At 59.1% G+C, this 19,771-nt stretch carries 17 protein-coding genes and 1 other RNA gene; 2 read left to right on the top strand and 16 right to left on the bottom strand.

What is annotated here, in order from left to right; all coding sequences use genetic code 11:
• Positions 1-12 precede the first annotated feature (12 nt).
• The 16 genes from ftsA to rsmI all read right to left on the bottom strand — a co-directional run bounded on the left by ftsA (position 13) and on the right by rsmI (position 17,343).
• Positions 13-1,248 carry a cell division protein FtsA gene (gene ftsA / locus AAGD24_RS05270; protein ID WP_007154574.1) on the bottom strand — a complete coding sequence of 412 codons (1,236 nt, stop codon included), beginning with the start codon at positions 1,246-1,248 and terminating at the stop codon, positions 13-15.
• Between the two features lie 36 nt (positions 1,249-1,284).
• Entirely contained in the window at positions 1,285-2,124 is an 840-nt protein-coding gene (locus AAGD24_RS05265; protein WP_036203755.1) for a cell division protein FtsQ/DivIB, read from the bottom strand.
• Entirely contained in the window at positions 2,117-3,094 is a 978-nt protein-coding gene (locus tag AAGD24_RS05260) for a D-alanine--D-alanine ligase (RefSeq protein ID WP_075194899.1), read from the bottom strand. The genes AAGD24_RS05265 and AAGD24_RS05260 overlap by 8 nt, the downstream gene beginning before the upstream one ends.
• Complete coding sequence (gene murC / locus AAGD24_RS05255; protein ID WP_379866751.1) at positions 3,087-4,532, bottom strand: UDP-N-acetylmuramate--L-alanine ligase; 1,446 nt, start codon at positions 4,530-4,532, stop codon at positions 3,087-3,089. Before murC ends, AAGD24_RS05260 begins: the two co-directional genes overlap by 8 nt.
• The gene (murG, locus tag AAGD24_RS05250) at positions 4,525-5,610 is read right to left on the bottom strand and encodes an undecaprenyldiphospho-muramoylpentapeptide beta-N-acetylglucosaminyltransferase (protein WP_075194897.1); all 1,086 of its coding nucleotides are present in this window, start codon (positions 5,608-5,610) and stop codon (positions 4,525-4,527) included. The genes murC and murG overlap by 8 nt, the downstream gene beginning before the upstream one ends.
• A complete protein-coding gene (gene ftsW / locus AAGD24_RS05245; protein WP_379866749.1) occupies positions 5,603-6,805 on the bottom strand; it encodes a putative lipid II flippase FtsW in 1,203 nt (400 codons plus the stop codon). Before ftsW ends, murG begins: the two co-directional genes overlap by 8 nt.
• Entirely contained in the window at positions 6,805-8,148 is a 1,344-nt protein-coding gene (murD, locus tag AAGD24_RS05240; protein WP_379866747.1) for a UDP-N-acetylmuramoyl-L-alanine--D-glutamate ligase, read from the bottom strand. Before murD ends, ftsW begins: the two co-directional genes overlap by 1 nt.
• 14 nt (positions 8,149-8,162) lie before the next feature.
• On the bottom strand, positions 8,163-9,248 hold the full coding sequence (mraY, locus tag AAGD24_RS05235; protein ID WP_007154581.1) for a phospho-N-acetylmuramoyl-pentapeptide-transferase: 1,086 nt from the start codon (positions 9,246-9,248) through the stop codon (positions 8,163-8,165).
• Positions 9,233-10,624 carry a UDP-N-acetylmuramoyl-tripeptide--D-alanyl-D-alanine ligase gene (murF, locus tag AAGD24_RS05230; protein ID WP_379866745.1) on the bottom strand — a complete coding sequence of 464 codons (1,392 nt, stop codon included), beginning with the start codon at positions 10,622-10,624 and terminating at the stop codon, positions 9,233-9,235. The genes mraY and murF overlap by 16 nt, the downstream gene beginning before the upstream one ends.
• Positions 10,621-12,105: a UDP-N-acetylmuramoyl-L-alanyl-D-glutamate--2,6-diaminopimelate ligase gene (locus AAGD24_RS05225; RefSeq protein WP_379866743.1), complete on the bottom strand. Its 1,485-nt coding sequence runs from the start codon at positions 12,103-12,105 to the stop codon at positions 10,621-10,623. The genes murF and AAGD24_RS05225 overlap by 4 nt, the downstream gene beginning before the upstream one ends.
• A 4-nt stretch (positions 12,106-12,109) precedes the next feature.
• Entirely contained in the window at positions 12,110-13,849 is a 1,740-nt protein-coding gene (locus AAGD24_RS05220) for a penicillin-binding protein 2 (protein WP_126810564.1), read from the bottom strand.
• A gap of 30 nt (positions 13,850-13,879) precedes the next feature.
• Complete coding sequence (gene ftsL, locus AAGD24_RS05215) at positions 13,880-14,287, bottom strand: cell division protein FtsL (protein ID WP_007154585.1); 408 nt, start codon at positions 14,285-14,287, stop codon at positions 13,880-13,882.
• A gap of 2 nt (positions 14,288-14,289) precedes the next feature.
• Positions 14,290-15,270 carry a 16S rRNA (cytosine(1402)-N(4))-methyltransferase RsmH gene (rsmH, locus tag AAGD24_RS05210; RefSeq protein WP_036203728.1) on the bottom strand — a complete coding sequence of 327 codons (981 nt, stop codon included), beginning with the start codon at positions 15,268-15,270 and terminating at the stop codon, positions 14,290-14,292.
• Positions 15,267-15,719, bottom strand: coding sequence for a division/cell wall cluster transcriptional repressor MraZ (gene mraZ, locus AAGD24_RS05205; protein WP_007154587.1), 453 nt, complete (start codon positions 15,717-15,719; stop codon positions 15,267-15,269). The genes rsmH and mraZ overlap by 4 nt, the downstream gene beginning before the upstream one ends.
• A gap of 306 nt (positions 15,720-16,025) precedes the next feature.
• Positions 16,026-16,387, bottom strand: an RNA gene (rnpB, locus tag AAGD24_RS05200) — RNase P RNA component class A.
• 65 nt (positions 16,388-16,452) lie between these two features.
• Positions 16,453-17,343 (bottom strand): 16S rRNA (cytidine(1402)-2'-O)-methyltransferase, encoded by an 891-nt coding sequence (gene rsmI / locus AAGD24_RS05195; protein WP_379867302.1) that lies wholly within the window; start codon positions 17,341-17,343, stop codon positions 16,453-16,455.
• 99 nt (positions 17,344-17,442) lie between these two features.
• Here rsmI and AAGD24_RS05190 point away from each other — a divergent pair, with 99 nt between their 5' ends.
• Both AAGD24_RS05190 and AAGD24_RS05185 read left to right on the top strand, forming a co-directional pair.
• Positions 17,443-19,374, top strand: coding sequence for a penicillin-binding protein activator (locus tag AAGD24_RS05190; protein ID WP_379866740.1), 1,932 nt, complete (start codon positions 17,443-17,445; stop codon positions 19,372-19,374).
• Between the two features lie 20 nt (positions 19,375-19,394).
• Complete coding sequence (locus AAGD24_RS05185; RefSeq protein ID WP_379866738.1) at positions 19,395-19,769, top strand: YraN family protein; 375 nt, start codon at positions 19,395-19,397, stop codon at positions 19,767-19,769.
• The last annotated feature ends 2 nt before the right edge of the window (positions 19,770-19,771 follow it).

Raw genomic sequence — 19,771 nt, 5'->3', positions numbered from 1 at the left:
CCCGGCTCGCCGTCAGAAGTGACCGGTAAACCAGGCTTTCATGCGCTCAAACAGCGTGGGTGCATCTTCACCCTTAAGCGCCGGCGCCCGCCCCAGATCCATCTGGCGGAAGCCATGGATCAACAACCCAACGCCCGTGGCGTAGATGGGGTTGTTGACTACCTCCGTCATACCGGAGACCGCCTGCGGACAGGCCAGCCTTACCGGCATGTGGAAGATTTCTTCGGCCAGTTCCACCACGCCTTCCATGGTGGAGGAACCGCCGGTAATCACGATGCCGGCCGGGATCAGGTCTTCGAATCCCGAACGACGAAGTTCAGACTGCACCAGGGTGAACAGCTCTTCGTAGCGCGGCTCCACCACCTCGGCGAGCGCCTGACGGGACAAATCCCGTGGCGCCCGGTCACCCACACTGGGCACCTTGATGGTTTCATCCGCGCCGGCCAGCTGAGTCAAGGCGCAGGCGTACTTGATCTTGATTTCCTCGGCATTCTGCGTGGGTGTCCGCAGGGCCATAGCGATGTCGTTGGTGACCTGATCACCAGCGATAGGAATGACCGCCGTGTGCCGAATGGCACCACCGGTGAACACCGCGATATCGGTGGTACCACCGCCAATATCCACCACGCAGACACCCAGTTCCTTTTCATCCTCGGTGAGGATGGCGTGACTGGAGGCCAACTGCTCCAGGATGATGTCATCCACTTCCAGGCCGCAGCGCTTCACGCATTTTTCGATGTTCTGGGCGGCGTTCACCGCACAGGTGACGAGGTGAACCTTGGCTTCCAGGCGAACGCCGGACATTCCCATGGGCTCCTTGATGCCCTCCTGGCTGTCGATCACAAACTCCTGCGGCAGTATGTGAAGGATCTTCTGGTCCGCCGGAATCGCCACCGCCTGGGCGGCGTCAATCACCCGGTCAATGTCAGCCTGGGTCACCTCCCGGTCACGGATCGCTACAATGCCGTGGGAGTTGAGGCTCTTGATATGGCTGCCGGCAATACCCGCGTAGACCGAGTGAATCCGGCAACCCGCCATCAGTTCGGCTTCTTCCACCGCACGCTGTATCGCCTGGACCGTGGTTTCGATATTGACCACCACGCCACGCTTGAGCCCGCGGGAGGGATGGGAACCGATACCCACCACCTCAATGGTCCCGTCCATTTTGCGCTTGCCGACGATCGCAACCACTTTCGAGGTTCCGATATCGAGGCCGACAATCATGTTTTCCGTTTCAACCGATGACATGTGTTCCACCAAACCGTAGGTCTGAATTTAGCGTTGCTATGATTTTGTCCGCGAGGCCGTTTCTGACGGCTTCCACTGAACCGCCACCCCATTGCTGTAGCGGGCATCCACCCGTCTGACTTCGTCTGAACGCGACGCCAGCCGTTCCTGATAAACCGTGACAAAGCGTTCAAAACGCGCCTCAACCTGATCCCTGCCCAGAACCACTTCGATGCCGTTGGCAAGGGTCAGCGTCCAGGCACCGCGCTGTTCAAGACTCAACCCGGCAAACCCGAGATTATGACCGGTGAGCGTATCCGACATGGTCCTTGCCATATCAATCACTTCCTTCACACGCTCATCCGGGCCAGCCAGCCGAGGCAGTCGCCCGGCCACTTCGGGGTTAGGCGGCGCAAACAGTTCTCCGTTGCGGCTCACCAGCCGGTTGCTGTTCCAGTACGCCAGTGGCTTTTTCTCACGAACGTCGATCTGCAGCCGGTCCGGCCATACGCGCTTGACCGCTGCAGACTCCACCCATGGGCGCTGCTCCAGGCTCTCCTTGATGTCAGAGAGATCGGTGGCAAAGAAACTCCGCCCTATCCACTTGCCCGCACTGCGCTCCAGCGCTGTACGGTTTTCACCCACCAGTTCGCCCTTCACGTCGATGGCCATGACCTGACGATCCATGGCGCTCAGCACTTCGCTGGTTCCCCAGGGAACCAATGCCGCCAGCAGGACAATACCCGCTCCCATGAGCGCCTGCCCCCAGGGCACGGCGGACAATACAGCTCTCAGCAAACCAAACCGGTCCCGCTCAGGCCCAAGAGAGGTAGCTCCCCTGCGCTTCGGTGGGTCGGACGGTACCGCCCGGCTCCGGATCAGCAGCTTTTCAAGCATCGCCTGCCTCCAAGGTGTCCATGAGGATCCTCACCACCAGTTCCTCGAAACTGATACCGGCCGCCCTAGCCGACATGGGCACCAGACTGTGGTCAGTCATTCCAGGGACTGTGTTCACTTCCAGAATCCAGAACTCACCCTGGCGGTCCTGCATTATGTCTACCCGGCCCCAGGTTCGGCAGCCGAGCACCCTGAACGCATCCAATGCCAGATGCTGGAGCTTCAGCTCGCTGTCCGGGTCCAGCCCGCAGGGGATCTGGTAGCGGGTGTCGTCGGCCAGGTACTTGGCGTCGTAGTCATAGAAAACGTGGTCTGTACTCAAGCCAATGGCCGGCAGCGCCTGATCCTGCAGAAGGCTGACGGTAAATTCGGGGCCTTCAATCCATTCTTCGACGAGAACCAGAGGGTCCAGCGCGGCCGCCTGCGTATATGCTTCAACCAGCTCCTGTTCACTGTTCACCTTGCGAATGCCAATGCTGGAGCCTTCCCGCGAGGGTTTTACGCTCAGCGGCAACGACAGCGACTGTACTAGGCTGCCGGCTTCCTCCACGGACCCCATGGCACGGAATTTCGGAGTTGGCAGTCCGCAGCCTTCAAACACGTATTTGCTGCGCAGCTTGTCCATGGCAAGCGCAGAGGCCAGAACGTCACTTCCCGTAAAGGGAATACCGGCCTGGGACAGGATGGCCTGAATCGTGCCGTCTTCCCCGCCGCGCCCGTGCAGGGCAATGAAAACCCGATCAAACTCAGGCTCTTCCACGGTTTTCAGCAAACAACCGCGTACATCCACGGCATAGGCGTCGACTCCGGCGGATACCAGTGCCGACAGTACTGCCTGTCCGCTTTTCAGTGACACTTCACGCTCGGCGGAATCACCGCCCATAAAGACAGCCACCCGTCCCAGTGCCTTCAGCGTCTCCGGATCGGCCTGATAACCTTGTGAATCTACAGTCCTGGCCATCTCACTCATCCGCAATCACTCCTGCGGCTGCCAGTCGCGCAGCCACTCCGCCTATATCACCCGCGCCCTGTGTAATCAGCAGATCGCCGTCCTGTAACGTGTTGGCAAGCAGGGCTTCGATCTCTCCGTTTTCTTCCACAAAAAGCGGCTCCACGCTGCCTCGCTGCCGCAGGCTGCGACACAATGCACGACCATCCGCACCCGGTATCGCCGGCTCACCCGCTGAATACACGTCCATCAGCAACAGCCCGTCCACTTCCGAGAGTACCCTGACGAAATCCTCATAGAGATCCCGGGTACGGGTGTAGCGGTGAGGCTGATAAAGCATGACCAGCCTGCGATCCGGCCAGGCATCACGGGCCGCCCGGATAACGGCCTCCACTTCCGTGGGGTGGTGCCCATAGTCATCAATCAAGGTGACAGTGCCTTTGCGGGTGTTGTAATCACCGTAGACCTGGAACCGGCGTCCAACCCCGGCAAAACCTGCAAGACCCCGACAGATGGCGGCATCATCCACGCCCTCATCAGTGGCCACGGCAATAGCCGCCAGGGCATTCAGTACGTTGTGGCGACCGGGCATTTTCAGTTCAACGTCCAAATCACTACGGCCACCCGGGCGGCGAACGACAAACCGAGTCCGAAGGCCATCGGATTCAATGTTTTCCGCCCGGTAGTCGGCATCCGGATTATCGATGCCATAGGTAATGATGGCGCGGGAAATCCTGGGGATGATTTCCTGCACAAAGCCGTCATCCACACACATCACCGCAACGCCGTAAAACGGCAAGTTGTGGAGGAAATCCACGAATGTCTGTTTCAGGCGCCCAACGTCTCCGCCATAGGTGTCCATATGGTCGGCTTCAATGTTGGTCACCACCGAGATCACTGGCGTCAGGTGAAGGAATGAGGCATCGCTTTCATCGGCCTCAGCCACCAGATAGCGGGAGCCGCCAAGCTGCGCGTTGGTTCCGGCGCTATTGAGCTTGCCACCAATCACAAAGGTGGGATCCAGGCCAGCCTCTCCCAGAACCGATGCAATCAGACTGGTGGTGGTGGTTTTACCGTGAGTGCCAGCCACGGCAATGCCATGGCGATAGCGCATGATCTCCGCCAGCATTTCTGCACGGGGCACGATCGGCACCCGTCGGCTGCGAGCCGCCGATACTTCCGGGTTATCACCTGTTACCGCAGACGACACCACAACCACGTCAGCACTGGCACTGTTCTCCTCACGATGCCCGATGAACACCTCAACGCCCATGCCGGTCAGCCGGTCTGTCACGACACTCTCACGAATGTCAGAGCCGGACACATCGTAGCCCTGGTTCTTCAGGACCTCGGCAATACCGCTCATGCCAGCACCGCCAATCCCCACAAAATGAATATTGCGGATACGGCGCATCTCGGGCACCTGATAGACCAGCGGGGGATTTGTGGATTCAGCCATTTGCGGCCTCCAAACAGTAATTCACGACTCTCTCCGTTGCATCGGGGCGAGCCAGCGTCTTTGCGGCCTTCGCCATGTCCAGAATCCGGCGGCGGTCCTTGCCGAGATCGGTCAGGGTTTCCGCCAGCAGATCGGCCGACAGCTTTGGCTGCGGGATCAGGATGGCGCCTTTCGCATTAACCATTTGCTGTGCGTTCCGGGTCTGGTGGTCGTCCACGGCATGGGGGAACGGCACCAGCACGGCGCCCACACCGGCAACACACAACTCAGAAACGGTGAGCGCACCAGACCGGCAGAGCACAATGTCGGCCCAGCCGTAGGCCTCTGCCATGTCTTTGATAAACGGCTCCACCGATGCATCCACGCCGTGGTCACGGTAGGCATCACCGGCTTCCTCGATATTTTTCTCGCCACACTGATGGCGCACCGTTGGCCGTTCAGCTTCCGGCAGCTGAGCCAGTGCCTCCGGCAACGTGCGATTGAACACCTGGGCACCAAGGCTGCCGCCCACCACCAGTAACCGCAGCGCACCCGCCCGGCCGGACATCCGCTGATCGGGTTCGGCGAGCTCGGCCAGGTCCTGCCTGACCGGGTTGCCGGTACAGCGGGTTACCACAGTCGTGCCGAAGCTCCCGGGAAAGGCCTCCAACACGGTATGAGCGAAGCGCACCAGAATGCGGTTGGTCATTCCGGCAATGGCATTCTGCTCGTGAATTACCAGCGGCACCCGATTCAGCCAGGCGGAGAGACCGCCAGGACCGGTCACAAAGCCACCCATGCCGATGACGCAATGTGGGCGGATGGTGCGAACGATCGTAAAGGCCTGGCCAAGAGCGCGCATCAGCCGGAACGGCGCCATCAACAAAGCCAGGCGACCCTTGCCCCTCAGCCCAGAGACCTGGATCAGCGACAGTGGTATGTCGGTTTCGCCGATCAGTCGCTCTTCCATACCACCACGAGAACCCAACCAGAAAACCTCATGCCCCTTGTCCTGCAGCTGTCTCGCCGTTGCCAGGGCAGGGAAAACATGGCCACCGGTGCCACCGGCCATCATCAGAAAGCGCCGTTTATCAGTCATAAACCGCACCTCCCCTGGCCGCTGGTTTACGGGTCTTTTCGCTGGCCAGTTTTTCGCGGTCCAGCCTCTCCATCTCCACCCGTGCCAGCACACCAATGCAGACAGCGGTAATCATCAGGCTGGAACCGCCATAGCTCACAAGCGGCAAGGTCAGTCCTTTGGTAGGCAGTAGGCCCGTACTGACCGCCATATTGATACCGGCCTGCAAGCCAATCAGCAAAGTAATGCCATAGGAGAAGCACGCGGCGAATGGCATGCCCGCTTTCTCGGCCCTTCTCGCAATCACAAATCCGGTCACCACCAATACGGTGAACAGGCCCAGGACCATCAGCGACCCCAACAACCCGAATTCTTCCGCAATGATCGCGAAGATAAAGTCGGTGTGGGCCTCCGGCAGATAGAACAGTTTCTGTACCGAATTCCCCAACCCGGTACCCGCCCAGTCGCCACGACCGAACGCAATCAGCGACTGGGTTAGCTGGTAGCCGGTATCAAACTGGTCTTTCCAGGGGTCGAGGTAACTCACAACCCGCTTCAACCGGTAGGGCTGGGTGAATACCAGCACGGAGCCCATCACCACCAACACGCCAATCAGCGGCATAAACCGGCTAAGCCGGACGCCACTCAGGAAAATCATGCCGGCTGATGCAGCAACCAGTACCACCGTGGCGCCGAAGTCCGGCTCGATAACCAGCAGCACCGAGGCAATACCCAGCACGCCCAACGGCTTGAGGAACCCAGGCCAGGTGTTTAGCAACTCATCCCGACGACGCACGACGTAGCCGGCCAGATAGGCAATCAGGCAAAGCTTGGCAATTTCCGACACCTGAACATTGAACAGCCCGAACGAGATCCAGCGGGTGGAGCCATTCACCGTACGCCCGAGGGGCGTCAGCACCAGAAGCAGGGACAGCAAACCGACCCCGAGCAACAGCCACCCGCTGCGCTCCCACCAGGAGATCGGCACGTTGACGGCAATCAGCGCAAGTACGCAGCCGATGCCGGCAAAAATGAGCTGACGGATCACATAGTGGTAACTGTTGCCCATGGTTTCCGCCGCCATGTCCATGGAGGCGGAAGAAATCATCACAATGCCCATGACCAGCAACGCAGCGGAACTGATGATCAGTAGGGGCAGCGGGCGCAGATCACGGAACAGACCGTGATGACCGGTGAGGGACAGGTCAGCGTGCATTACAACAGCCCCTCCACCTGTTGACGGAAACGATCGCCACGATCCCCGTAGTCGCGGAACATGTCGAAACTGGCACACGCAGGTGACAACAGCACCCGGTCACCCGGTTGGGCCAGCTTTTTTGCCGTATGGACAGCGCCTGCGATGTCAGCGGCGTTGACCGTCTCCACCCGATTACCCAAGGCGGTGGCGATGGTCCCAGCATCAGCGCCGATCAGTACAACCGCGCGACAATGAGTTGCCACGGGTTCAGCGAGCAATGAGAAATCAGCGCCCTTGCCTTCACCACCGGCAATCAACACGATCTTTCCACCCGCTGGCACCAAGCTTTCAATGGCGGCGGCCGTCGCTCCCACATTGGTGCCCTTGGAGTCATTGATGTAGTCGACATCACTCACCCGCCGAACGAATTCGCACCGATGCGGCAGCCCCTTGAAACGCTTGGCAGTGTCTAGCATCACGTCCATCGGTAATCCGGCAGCGTGTCCAAGTGCCAGCGCCGCCATCACATTGCTGATATTGTGCTGGCCCATCAGGCCCAATTCCTCGGCCAACAGCAGATTGTCAAAGCCGAAGGTAATCCAGGTGCCTTCATCGTCATCGCGGGTACTGAACGTATCCGGGTTAACACGGTGAAAACCGAAACACAGGAACCGGAGGTTGTCCCTCGCCATGGGCGTGCTCAGGGCATCGTCCAGATTGACCACGGCGTTCTGGCAGCCGTTGAAAATTCGTTGTTTGGCCTGGAAATAGGCCATCTTGTCCGGGTAGCGATCCATGTGATCATCGCTGACGTTCAGCACCGTGGCCGCCAGGGCATTCAGTTCCCGGGTGGTTTCGAGCTGGAAGCTCGATAACTCCAGGACATAGAGGTCGGCACCGCGACCAAGCAGCTCCAGCGCCGGAGTGCCGATATTGCCGCCGACTTCCACTCGGCGGCCAGCGGCCCTCGCCATCTCTCCGACCAGCGTGGTCACCGTGGTTTTACCATTGGACCCCGTAATGCCGATGATCGGCGCGTCCGCTACTTCCGAGAACAGGTCAATGTCACCGCGAATGACAGCCCCTTTGTCGGCCGCCCCCCGAATGGCCGGTTCGGCAATACTGATCCCGGGGCTGACCACCAGTTCGTTAAAGCCGGCAAACAGGTCGGCATCAAACTCCCCCAGGTACACGGGCAGGTGCGGCCATTCGGCCCTGAGCTCATCCAGGCCGGGCGGCGACAGGCGGCTATCAGCCACGGCAACATCGCGGCCTTTTTCGCACAGATAGCGCACGCAGGAGAGCCCGGTTTTACCGAGCCCCACAACCAGCGTTCGACGATCTGAAACGATGACACCCATGGTGCTTTGCTTCCCTATCTCAGTTTCAGGCTGGCCAGGCCAACCAGTACTAACACGACAGTGACAACCCAGAAGCGCACGATAACGCGCGGCTCCGGCCAGCCCTTCAGTTCAAAATGATGATGCAGCGGCGCCATGCGGAATATCCGCCGGCCGGTAAGCCGGAAGGACGCCACCTGCAGAATCACGGAGACGGTTTCCATAACGAACACGCCGCCCATGATGAACAATACGATTTCCTGCCGTACGATCACGGCCACGACACCCAGCGCCGCGCCAAGCGCCAACGCGCCCACATCCCCCATGAACACCTGGGCCGGATAGGTGTTGAACCACAGAAATCCCAGGCCGGCACCCACGAGCGCGCCACAAAATACAATCAACTCACCGGTGCCCGGCAAATGAGGAATCAGCAAATAATCGGCGAACTGAGCATGGCCAGACACGTATGCGAAGATGCCTAGCGCCGCCGCCACCATCACCGTCGGCATAATGGCCAGCCCGTCCAGGCCATCGGTCAGGTTCACCGCGTTGCTGCTGCCCACAATCACGAAATAGCTCAACAAGATGAACAGCACCGGCCCCAGGGTCAGCGATACGTTCTTGAAAAATGGCACGTAGAGCGACGTTTCCTGGGGCAGTGCGGAACTCATGAACAACACGACCGCCGCCGTCGCACCGATCACTGACTGCCAGAAATATTTCCAGCGAGCAGGCAGTCCCCTCGGATTGCGCTCCACCACTTTGCGGTAGTCGTCCACCCAGCCAATCGCACCGAACAAAAGCGTGACCAGAATCGCCACCCAGACATACCGATTACTCAGGTCCGCCCACAGCAATGAGCTGACCCCGACGGCTACCAGAATCAGCGCACCACCCATGGTCGGCGTGCCGGCTTTGCTCAGATGCGTTTGTGGGCCGTCGTCACGAACCGCCTGCCCGATCTGGTATTGGCTGAGTTTGCGAATCATCACCGGGCCGATCAGCAGGGAAATCAAAAGGGCCGTCAACACCCCGAAGATCCCCCTGACGGTCAGGTACTGGAAAACCGTCAGCGCGGAAAAGTACTGTGAAAGAGCCTCTGTCAGCCAGAGCAGCATGCGTTACCCACCTTTTCTTGTATTCCCTCCACCACGCGATCCATGGCGGAACTGCGAGAACCCTTGACCAGTACCGTCTGTGACTCGGCAGGCCCCTCAAACAGACGACGCACGGCGTCGTCATGGCTCGCACACACCTCAGCGGCGTCTCCGAAACCCTCAACATATCCTTCACAGCCAGGACCCACAGCGATCAGTCTTTCGATGCCCTTCGCCCTCGCGAATTCACCAACCTCCCTGTGCAGAACTAAGCTGTCCTGCCCTAACTCAGCCATCGCCCCCAACACAGCCACACGGCCGGCCGGTCGCGCAGCCAACACATCCAAAGCAGCTTTCATGGAGGCAGGGTTGGCGTTGTAGCTGTCGTCGATGACGGTCAGTTTCGGTGTCAGCGCCATCATTTGCAGGCGCCCCTTTACCGGCTTCAAAGCCGCCAGCCCCGTCTTTATCGCCTCATCGCCTGCACCCAACTCGCGAGCAGCGGCAATCGCCAACAATGCATTGGTGATATTGTGCTCGCCCTGCAGGGAAAGGCGGATGTCACAAGACCAGCCGTCCGGCCCCTGTGCACGAAACTGCCGGACATCGCCATCGCTGCTGATATCTTCGGGGACGTAATCAGCCCCTTCACTTGCCCGGCCACTGACACCTGCGACCCGACGCTGGCCCGCCCGCTGACGCCATAGATCGAAGGCCGGGTCATCACTGTTCAGCACCACAAGACCGGATGCTGGCGCGCCATCAATGATTTCACCCTTTGCACGCACCACGTTGTCATAACCGCCAAACCCTTCCAGATGTGCCTGCCCGGCGTTGGTGAGGATGACCACCTCCGGCCGAACAATATTGACGGTGTGGGCTATTTCCCCCAGGCCGCTGGCTCCGAGTTCTATCGCGCCCAGTTGGTGTTCCGGTGACAACCTGAACAGCGTCAGGGGAACGCCAATGTGGTTATTAAGGTTGCCCTCGGTGGCAAGGGTATTGCCTACCTGCGAAAGAATCGCGGCCACCATTTCGCGTACCGTGGTCTTACCGCTGCTACCGGTGATCGCCACAAAACGCGCGGTGCTGGCATTGCGATTGGCCAGGGCCAGTTGTGCCAATGCGTCTACCGTGTCCGAAACCCGGATCTGCGGAAGCCCCAGGCTCGGGTCTGCCTTGTCTACAACAGCAGCCACGGCTCCAGCCTTCTCAGCCACAGCCAGATAATCGTGCCCGTCGAAGTTCTCACCCCGAAGCGCCACGAACACGTCTCCGCTGGCGATTCGGCGCGTGTCGGTCGAGACACCGTCAAACTTCAAGCCTTCCAGATCGCCCACTGCCACAGTACCGCCAAGCCAGTTGACGGCATCGGCCAGCGCGAATGACTGCATCATGCGACACCCCCGTTCAGCGACAGCGCATGCCGCACCTGTTCAGCGTCGCTGAACGGAAATCTCTGGCCTGCCACTTCCTGCCACGCCTCGTGGCCCTTTCCGGCAATCAGTACAATGTCTCCTGCCACAGCAGAATGAATGGCCTGGCGAATCGCCTCAGCACGATCATGGATAACCGCGACCTGTTCCGGGCGCTCGAATCCGGCAACGATGTCGGCGGTAATGGCATCCGGGTCTTCACTGCGCGGATTGTCGTCCGTCACGATCACGACATCGGCCCCTTTTTCTGCTTCCCGGCCCATCTCTGGCCGCTTACCGGTGTCGCGGTCGCCGCCACAGCCGAATACACAGAAAAGCCGCCCGCCAACATGCGGGCGCAAGGCGGCAAGTGCACTGTTCAGGGCATCCGGGGTATGGGCGTAATCCACAACAACGCGCACATCGTTACTGCCGGCGAAGGGCTCCAGCCGTCCTGGTGGGGGCGACAACCGCTCAACCGCTTGCTGAACCCGCTCTACCGGCACACCCAGGCTGAGCACGGCTGCCATGGCCGCCAGAATATTGCTGACGTTAAAGCTTCCCAGTACCCGGGCGGACACATTAAACCGGCCCCAAAGCCCGTCTACGCTGGCACTAAAACCGTCAATGGACGGTGCGAATTCCGTCAGCCAGAGTTCGGTCTGGGCTTCGTGCAAGCTGTAACGGACACGATCACATTTGCCATCAAGCTTCTCATAGAGCTGCCTTCCAAACGGATCATCGAAGTTGATGACCGCGAAATGCAGCTCTTCGCGATGAAAAAGACGGGCCTTCGCCGCTCCGTAAGCATCCATGGAACCGTGGTAGTCCAGGTGGTCCCGGGTAAGATTGGTAAACACCGCGCCGGTCATGGTCAGGTTGTCGACCCGCCCCTGTTCGAGTGCGTGTGAAGAGACTTCCATCGCCGCCGCGCGTCCACCCTGGGCGATGATTTTCGACAGTACGCGGTTTACCTGCACGACATCCGGCGTGGTGTGTGTACCTTCCTGCAGCGCACCAGGCATACCATAGCCGAGGGTGCCGATAACGCCGCATGGTGTGCCGGTTTCCTGTAGCAATGTCGCTATGTAATGGCTTACCGACGTTTTGCCATTCGTCCCGGTCACGCCAATCAGGCGCAATCGTTGGGAGGGATGCTCGAAAAATCGATCCGCGAGCTTCCCGAGGTGAGCGCGCAACATCGTCACCGGAACGATAAGAACACCTTCATGCTCGTAGCATTCATCCGGCTGCGCTGACTCCAACAGGATTACCGTGGCACCTGCACCGATCGCCTGTTCGATGTAGTGGTCGGCGGGTGTTCGGGCACCGGCCAGGGCAACGAACGCGTCGCCCGACCTGACGTCACGGCTGTCGGTCTTCAGGCCGTGGATTGTGACATCAAACACCGACGGTACCGGTGCGATTCCCTGCAACAAGGTGCTGAGTGATGTAATACACATAACCCTAACCCCGCTCCCCGGATGCCAGACGCGGCGCCTTTGCGTCGCCCAGCTCCAGTTCCGGCTTTACGTTCAGCAGCCGCAATGCATCTCCCATCACCCGGGCGAATACGGGTGCAGCCACTTCGCCACCGTAGTATTCGCCGGACTGGGGTGCATCGACAGCCACGACTGTGACAATCCGCGGATTGTCGATGGGAGCCATACCGGCAAATATCGCCTTGTACTGGCTATCCTCATACCCATTCTTACCCACCAGGTGTACCGTGCCGGTTTTACCACCGGCGGAATAGAATCCCGGTTGAGCGCGCTTTCCGGTACCGTTCTCGACCACCTCTCGCAACATTTCCCTGATCTGGAATGAGACTTCTTCGGAAAGAACTCGTTCCCCAACGGGTTTTTCATCGGCCTTCAACAGACTCAACGGGTAGCGAATTCCGCCATTGGCCAGAACCATGTATGCCTGCGCCAGCTGAAGCGCATTGACGCTCATGCCATACCCATAAGACAGGGTTGCCTCTTCGACGGGGCGCCACTTTGGTGGTGCCGGCAACACGCCAACAGCCTCACCGGGGAACCCGATACCGGTAGGCTGGCCCAACCCCAGGCGGGCATAAAGATCGCGGATAGTGTCACCACCCAACTCGGTGGCGATCTTGCTAATGCCGACGTTGCTGGATTTCGCAATCACGTCAGTCAGGCTGATGACCCCATAATTCCGGTGATCACGAATCGTGAAACGACCAAAGCGCCGGTACCCCGGCGCTGTGTCTATGGTGCTGGAAGCCTTGAACTTCCCCGATTCCAGTGCTGCAGCCATGGAAACAGGCTTCATCGTGGACCCCGGCTCAAACAGATCGGTAATGGCCTTGTTCCGTAAACGGTCGGGGCTCAGTTGGCTGCGGTCGTTGGGGTTGTAGGAGCCCTGATTCACCATGGCCAATACCTCGCCGGTGTCCACGTCCAGCATCACCAGAGTGCCACCCCTGGCGTCGTGCGCGCCGACAACGGCTTTCAGCTCCCGATAAGCCAGATACTGGAGCCGCAAATCAATGCTGAGTTCGAGGTTGCGACCAGGCTTCGCGTCGCGGATCAACGTCAGATCCTTGATCACACGGCCACGGTTGTCCTTGAGCACCCTCTTGCGACCACTTTCACCACTCAGCCACTGGTTGTAGGCCAGCTCGATACCTTCCTGACCGCTTTCATCGATATTCGTAAACCCGACCACATGAGCCGTCACCTCTCCAGCGGGATAGTAACGACGGTACTCCTGGCGGCTGTACACACCCGGAATACCCATTGCCAGCACCTGCCGAGCAATTTCTGGCTGAAGCTTACGGCGCAGGTAAATAAACTCGCGGCCCGAATACTTACGCAGCCGCTCGCGCAGCCTGGCCTCCTGAAGGCCCAACAGGCGAGCAACATTCGTCAGTCGCGGCTCATCCGCGTCGATCTCGGACGGATTCGCCCAGATGGTCTGGACTGGAGTGCTCACCGCCAGTGATTCGCCGTGCCGGTCCGTCACTACACCACGATGGGCATCGATGCTCTCCACCCGAATGGTGCGCACATCGCCCTGCTTACGCAGGAACTCGTTGTCCACCACATGCAGATCCACCAACCGCCAGGCAAGGGCACCGACAACCAACAGAAAAACGCCCAACACGGTGCCGTACCGCCAGGCCCCAAGCCCGGCAGCCAGTCGCTGGCCCCATGTTGCTGTTTTTCCCTGGTCCGACACTGTCTTCACCTTACGGTTTGTTGTTTTCGCTTAACGCGACCCGACGAGCGGCGCCATCAACGGCACCAGAACGATATCCTGTTTGCCTGGCACGACCATTCCGAAACGCTCGGAGGCCAGTTGCTCTACCCGTCCGTGGGCACTCAAAGCACTCTGCTCCAGCAACAACTGACTCCACTCACGCTGGTAGTTGTCACGCTGTTCCTGCAGCTGAGATAAGGAGTTGAACAATTCACGGTTCTCGTGGGCACTGACAACAACGCCCAGCGAGGACACAATCAACAGCATCACCAAACCCACGGTGATCAACACGCGCTTCTGCTGAAGTGCGGTAAAGACCTGGTTCGACAACCTGACCGCAGTGGCAACGCCGTCCCTGACACGCTTCCTGTTCAGTCGCGCTGTTTTTGTTGGCTGTTCAATCGCTACCGCGCCCATGATTACGCGCTCCCTAACTTGTGTTGTTCCGGTATCCGTTCAAGTACACGCATAACCGCGCTCCTCGCCCGCACGTTGTCGCTCACTTCTTCTGTATCCGCCTTGTTCGCCTTGCCGATCAACCGAAACGCCGATGCTTCCTGCTCCGCCGTCACCGGCACGCCTTTTGGCAATCTCGGCCCGCGCGCCAAGTCCCGCATAAAGCGTTTGACCAGCCGGTCCTCCAACGAATGGAAGCTGATAACCACCAGCCTTCCACCGGGCATCAGCTTTTCAACAGCGGCATTGAGCCCAAGCTCCAGATCTTCCAGCTCCCGGTTGATAAAGATCCGGATTGCCTGGAACGTCCGGGTGGCCGGGTGCTTGTGCTTTTCTTTTTTCGGCACCGCCTCACTGACCAACGACGCCAGTTGACGCGTTGTTTCCAGCGGCGCCTCCTTACGCCGCTCCACAACAAGACGAGCGATACGGCGGGAGAATTTCTCCTCGCCGTATCGCCAGATCACGTTCGCGATGTCTTTTTCGTCCGCCTCGGCCAACCATTGCGCCGCACTTGGCGCCTGCCCGGGGTCCATTCTCATATCCAGTGGCCCATCGCGCATAAAGCTGAACCCCCTGGCGGCATCGTCCAGCTGCGGGGATGAAACACCAAGATCCAGCAAAACACCATTAACCTTCATCCACCCCTGGGCTTCAGCGGCAGCGCCCAGTTCCGCAAACGAGCCGTGAAATGGCTGAAACCGAGCATCGCTCGCCGACAGGTCTCGGGCCACCTGAATTGCGTCCGGATCCTTGTCGATACCCAACACCTTTCCGCCCTGCCCGAGCCGCCCCAGAATCAGCCGGCTGTGACCTCCGCGACCAAAGGTGCCATCGATATAAACGCCATCCGGATCGTTGACCAGCAAGTCCACCGCCGAGTCCAGGAGCACGGAACGGTGCCGGTACTGACCGGCAGGCTCCTGCCCGCGGCCGGCTGTCATAGCGACAACGCCTCCATTTCCGGCGGCATCTCGTCTTCATCCGATGACTCGTCAAGCCAAGCGAACCAACGCTCTTCGCTCCAAAGCTCCAACTTCTTGCCCTGACCAATCAGCATCAATTTCTTCTCCAGGCGCGCATAACTGCGCAACGTGGGTGGCACCAGAATGCGCCCCGCCGAGTCCAGCTCCAAAGGCGTGGCATGGCCCAGCAGCAATCGCTGCAACCTGCGGGCAGCTTTATTCATATTGGGAAGTGCTTCAATTTGTGGCCTTAATGCCTCCCACTGCGGTTCCGGATACATCAGCAAACAGCGCTCTTCATCGGCATTGGCCGTCAATACAATGCGACCACTGCAGGCATGCGCAAGCTCTTCGCGCACCCTGGCGGGGATCGCCAAGCGACCCTTCGCATCCATATTGATGGCATGACTGCCAAGAAAATTGCTCATTAGCACCAATTCCGGGGTTCAGAAACCACAAATAACCACTAGAAACCACTTTTTCCCACTTGTGCACACTATAGAAACACGCAATACACAATGCAAGCGCCGCGAACAGCGCCACACCCGGAAAAGTTCCTTTCACGACAAGAGGTTACAGAACAAGACTGGTCAAAAGCTGGAGATTACGGAAAAGAAAAACCTAAAAATCAATCACCTGCAGTCAGTTCTGAAGATGGCAAGTGAACTCTAAGATTTTTTGGCTATAAAAGCTTGCTGGTGAGAATGACAAATGTCACATCAAGCGGAGAAATAAAAATGAGCTCGCCGGTAAGCCGGGTTCTGTCTGGGACAGTCATTCATCTAGGGCCTGCGTCACCGCATGCCTCAAGCGACCTACCCGAATCCAGCGCGGGCCGCGCCATAGGATTCCTATTTGGTCTTGCTCCAGGTGGGGTTTACCATCGCCGTGAACTGTTGCCAGTCACGCGGTGCGCTCTTACCGCACCGTTTCACCCTTACCGGTGCCCGCGAACATGTCACGGCCACTTAGGCGGTATACTTTCTGTTGCACTTTCCGTCGGCTCGCGCCGCCCAGGCGTTACCTGGCACCTTGCCCTGTGGAGCCCGGACTTTCCTCCCCCGGTAAAACCGGCGGCGACTGTCTGGCGAGCTCGGGCGAGACCATACTCCAGCCTGCAGCGGCAGGCAAGAAAAACCGCGAACCAGTGACTTCCTGAGATCAGGCCTTCAGAGACAACGCTCGCTGATACAGCTCATTCTTGGAGATTCCGGTTAACTCCGATGCCAGCTTCGCCGCCTTTTTGACCGGCAACTCTGTCAGCAGCAACGCCAACACCCGGTCCGCCTCTGCCGCCCCCACCGACAACTCCTCTGCGCTCGCGCCACGCACCATCACCACGAACTCGCCGCGACTGCCATGGGGGTCCGCCTCCAGAGTTTGCCTGACATGGGCCGCCGCCCCTGCATAGAAAGTCTCGAACGTTTTGGTCAGCTCCCGGGCCAGCACGAGCTCTCGCTCTGCTCCCATCACCTCCGCAATACCCCCCACCGTATCGACAATACGGTGGGGCGACTCGTAAAACACCAATGTGGCGGATTCCCTCGACAGGCGGTCCAGGGCAGCCTTGCGCGCTCCGGACTTGGAGGGCAGAAAACCCTCGAACAAAAACCGATCCGTCGGCAGCCCTGCCGCGCTCAACGCCGAAATGAGCGCACAGGCACCAGGCACCGGAGTAACCCGATAACCCCGAGCCCGAGCCTCCCTTACCAGCACAAAGCCCGGATCAGAGATCAGCGGCGTCCCCGCATCGGAAATCAGAGCCACATCCTGGCAGGCCGCAAGCTTGTCCAGAACCTGGCCAGCCCTGTCCCGCTCATTGTGTTCGTGCAAGGCCATCATTGGCTTGCTGATACCCAAGTGCTGCAATAGCCGGCCACTATGCCGTGTATCCTCGGCGGCAATCACGGCCACCCGCGACAAAACCGCCGCGGCCCTGGGAGACAGATCGTCCAGGTTGCCAATTGGTGTGGCAACGATATACAGGGTGCCAGCCTGTTCCGGCAGCTCGCTTTCTGAGTTCACACATCCCTCTCTTTGCCCCCTGCGCATGACACCAACGTCATGTGAATTCACGCGGGAGCTGTTAAACTTGCGGCCTGATAAATCAAACCATTAATGGGAAGCCCGGCGGGCACCAGGGCTCCCGGCATGATGCCGCCGATTACCCGGCGCCACAAGCGTAATAACCCGGAGTATTGTGAGCCAGCCATGACCAAATACCGCCAGAACCTGAAAACCATCACCATTCTCCTGGCCACGACGGTGCTGTTTGCGGGTTGCGCAAGCGTGAACCTGGAATCGTACATTGCCAAAACCGCCGGAGAAGCTCTTGAAGTCGCTGCCAGCGAAACCAACCGACAAAGCGCACAGGCTTACCTGTTGAGAGCAGCGGACAGGTTCCAGGGTCAAAACGAACACCGGGCCGCCAGGAAGCTGCTTCAAAGCAAGCAATTCTCGCCGACCACTGAGGCCACAGAAAACCAACGGCTTCTGCTAGCCATGGCCAGCGCCACTGCGCTTGAGGATGGCGATTGGGCGAAGAGCATTGTATCTGGCATAGAGCCAGATCATTTCCTTAATTATGAAAGAAACCTGATTAACCGCGCCGCAAGACTGCAAGAGCAAACCTATCGGCTTGCCGGAGACAACCTTGCGGCGGCCATTACCCTGATCTTGCTGTCCGGAGCGGACACAGACGCCAATACGCAATCTATCCATGACGATATCTGGAAGAACCTGAAACAGACCTCAGACACCCAGCTCGCCGACAGAAAAGGCCGAGCGATTGGCTATGAAGCCCAGGGCTGGCTTGAACTGGCAGGCATTCTCCGGCAGCCGGGCATCAATCTGGACGAACAGGGAAGAATGATCCGCAACTGGCAGAACAACTGGCCCGACCACCCCGCCGCCGGGGCCTTACCGGCTGAACTGCAACTGATTGCAAGCCTTGCAGAGAGCCAGCCCGAAAGAGTCACCCTGGCATTGCCGCTCAGCGGCCCACTGTCGAGTGCGGGCGCTGCCATCCGCGATGGTTTTTTCGCCGCCTACTACGAGGACGACTCAGCGGAGCGCGGAAAAATCAGCATTCGAGTCGTCGACACCTCGGATCAGAACTTTCGTTCGCTTTATGACGAACTGACCAAAGAGGAACAGGACCTGATTGTCGGCCCCCTGGAAAAAGAGTCCCTGGCAGCACTCGGCGACATGTCGACTCTGCCCGTGCCGGTTCTTGGCCTGAACTATCTGCCACGGGAGGTTACAGCTCCTGACGGACTCTACCAGTTCGGGCTGTCAGCAGAAGACGAAGCCAGACAAATTGCCAACCGTCTTGATGCAGAGGGTATCGATCAGATTCTTGTGCTGATCCCAACGGGGAATTGGGGGGACCGACTGGAAACTGCCCTGCTGGACCAGCTGGCAGAGAATGGAGGCATCGCCCTGGATATTGAGCGCTATTTCCGCGAGGACAATCTCCGTGCCGTCACTGCCGACCTGCTTGGCATCACAGTATCCCGCGATCGGGCCATAGACGTTGAACGCACTGCCGGCATTGACGTTGAATTCGAGCCCCGGCGGCGCCAGGATGCCGACGGCATCGTTATGGTGGCGGAGCCAACCGTCGCACGGCAGTTCAAACCATTATTCGCCTTCTATTTTGGCGGCGATCTGCCCGTTTACTCACCCTCCATGGTCTACGAAGGTAATCCGGACCCATCGAGGGACCGGGACCTGAACGGCGTCACCTTTACCGACACGCCTTGGGTTCTTGAAAAGAAAAACCGCTTTCGCGACATCGTCAAGGAAGCCATGCCTGATGTCCGGGGTCAGCTTGGCCGCCTGTTCGCCATGGGGGCCGATGCCTGGAATCTGAGCAAACGACTGCCATTACTGAGGCAGGTCGATGGCGCCACGATAGACGGCCAGACCGGGGTATTGACCATGACGCCGCAAGGCAGCATTCACCGGGAACAGCTCTGGGCCCGATTCAGCGAAGGAACTCCAGAACAATTGCCATCACTGGAACCTGAAGAAACAGAATCGGACGCCCCCACTATGGAAGGCGCCTCCAATCCAAATTAACAACCAGGACACCTTACGCCATGGATGGCAGCACAGGAACTCGAAAAGCCACCGGGGACCATGCCGAGGGCGTTGCCGCGCGCTACCTTCAGACGCGAGGCGTCACTATTCTGGCACGCAATGTGTTCAGTCGCGGGGGCGAAATTGACCTCATCGGCCGGGACTGTGATGCGCTGGTTTTCTTCGAGGTGCGATACCGCGGAAGCGGTAGCCTGACCGGTGCAGCCGAATCCATCACCCCCACGAAGCAAAAGCGCCTTATCCGCGCCGCTTCGTTTTACCTCCACAGGCATGGGCTGTGGAATGCGAACGCAAGAATTGACGTAATCGCAATCGCACCGGGCGATCGCAAAAAATACCGGATACAATGGATAAAAAACGCCATTCAGGTCTGACT

It is taken from the genome of Marinobacter sp. M5B (assembly GCF_042604615.1).
Taxonomy (GTDB): Bacteria; Pseudomonadota; Gammaproteobacteria; order Pseudomonadales; family Oleiphilaceae; genus Marinobacter; species Marinobacter salarius.
Note: the sequence above shows the minus strand (reverse complement) of the source record. Positions and strands in the feature narration are given on the sequence as shown.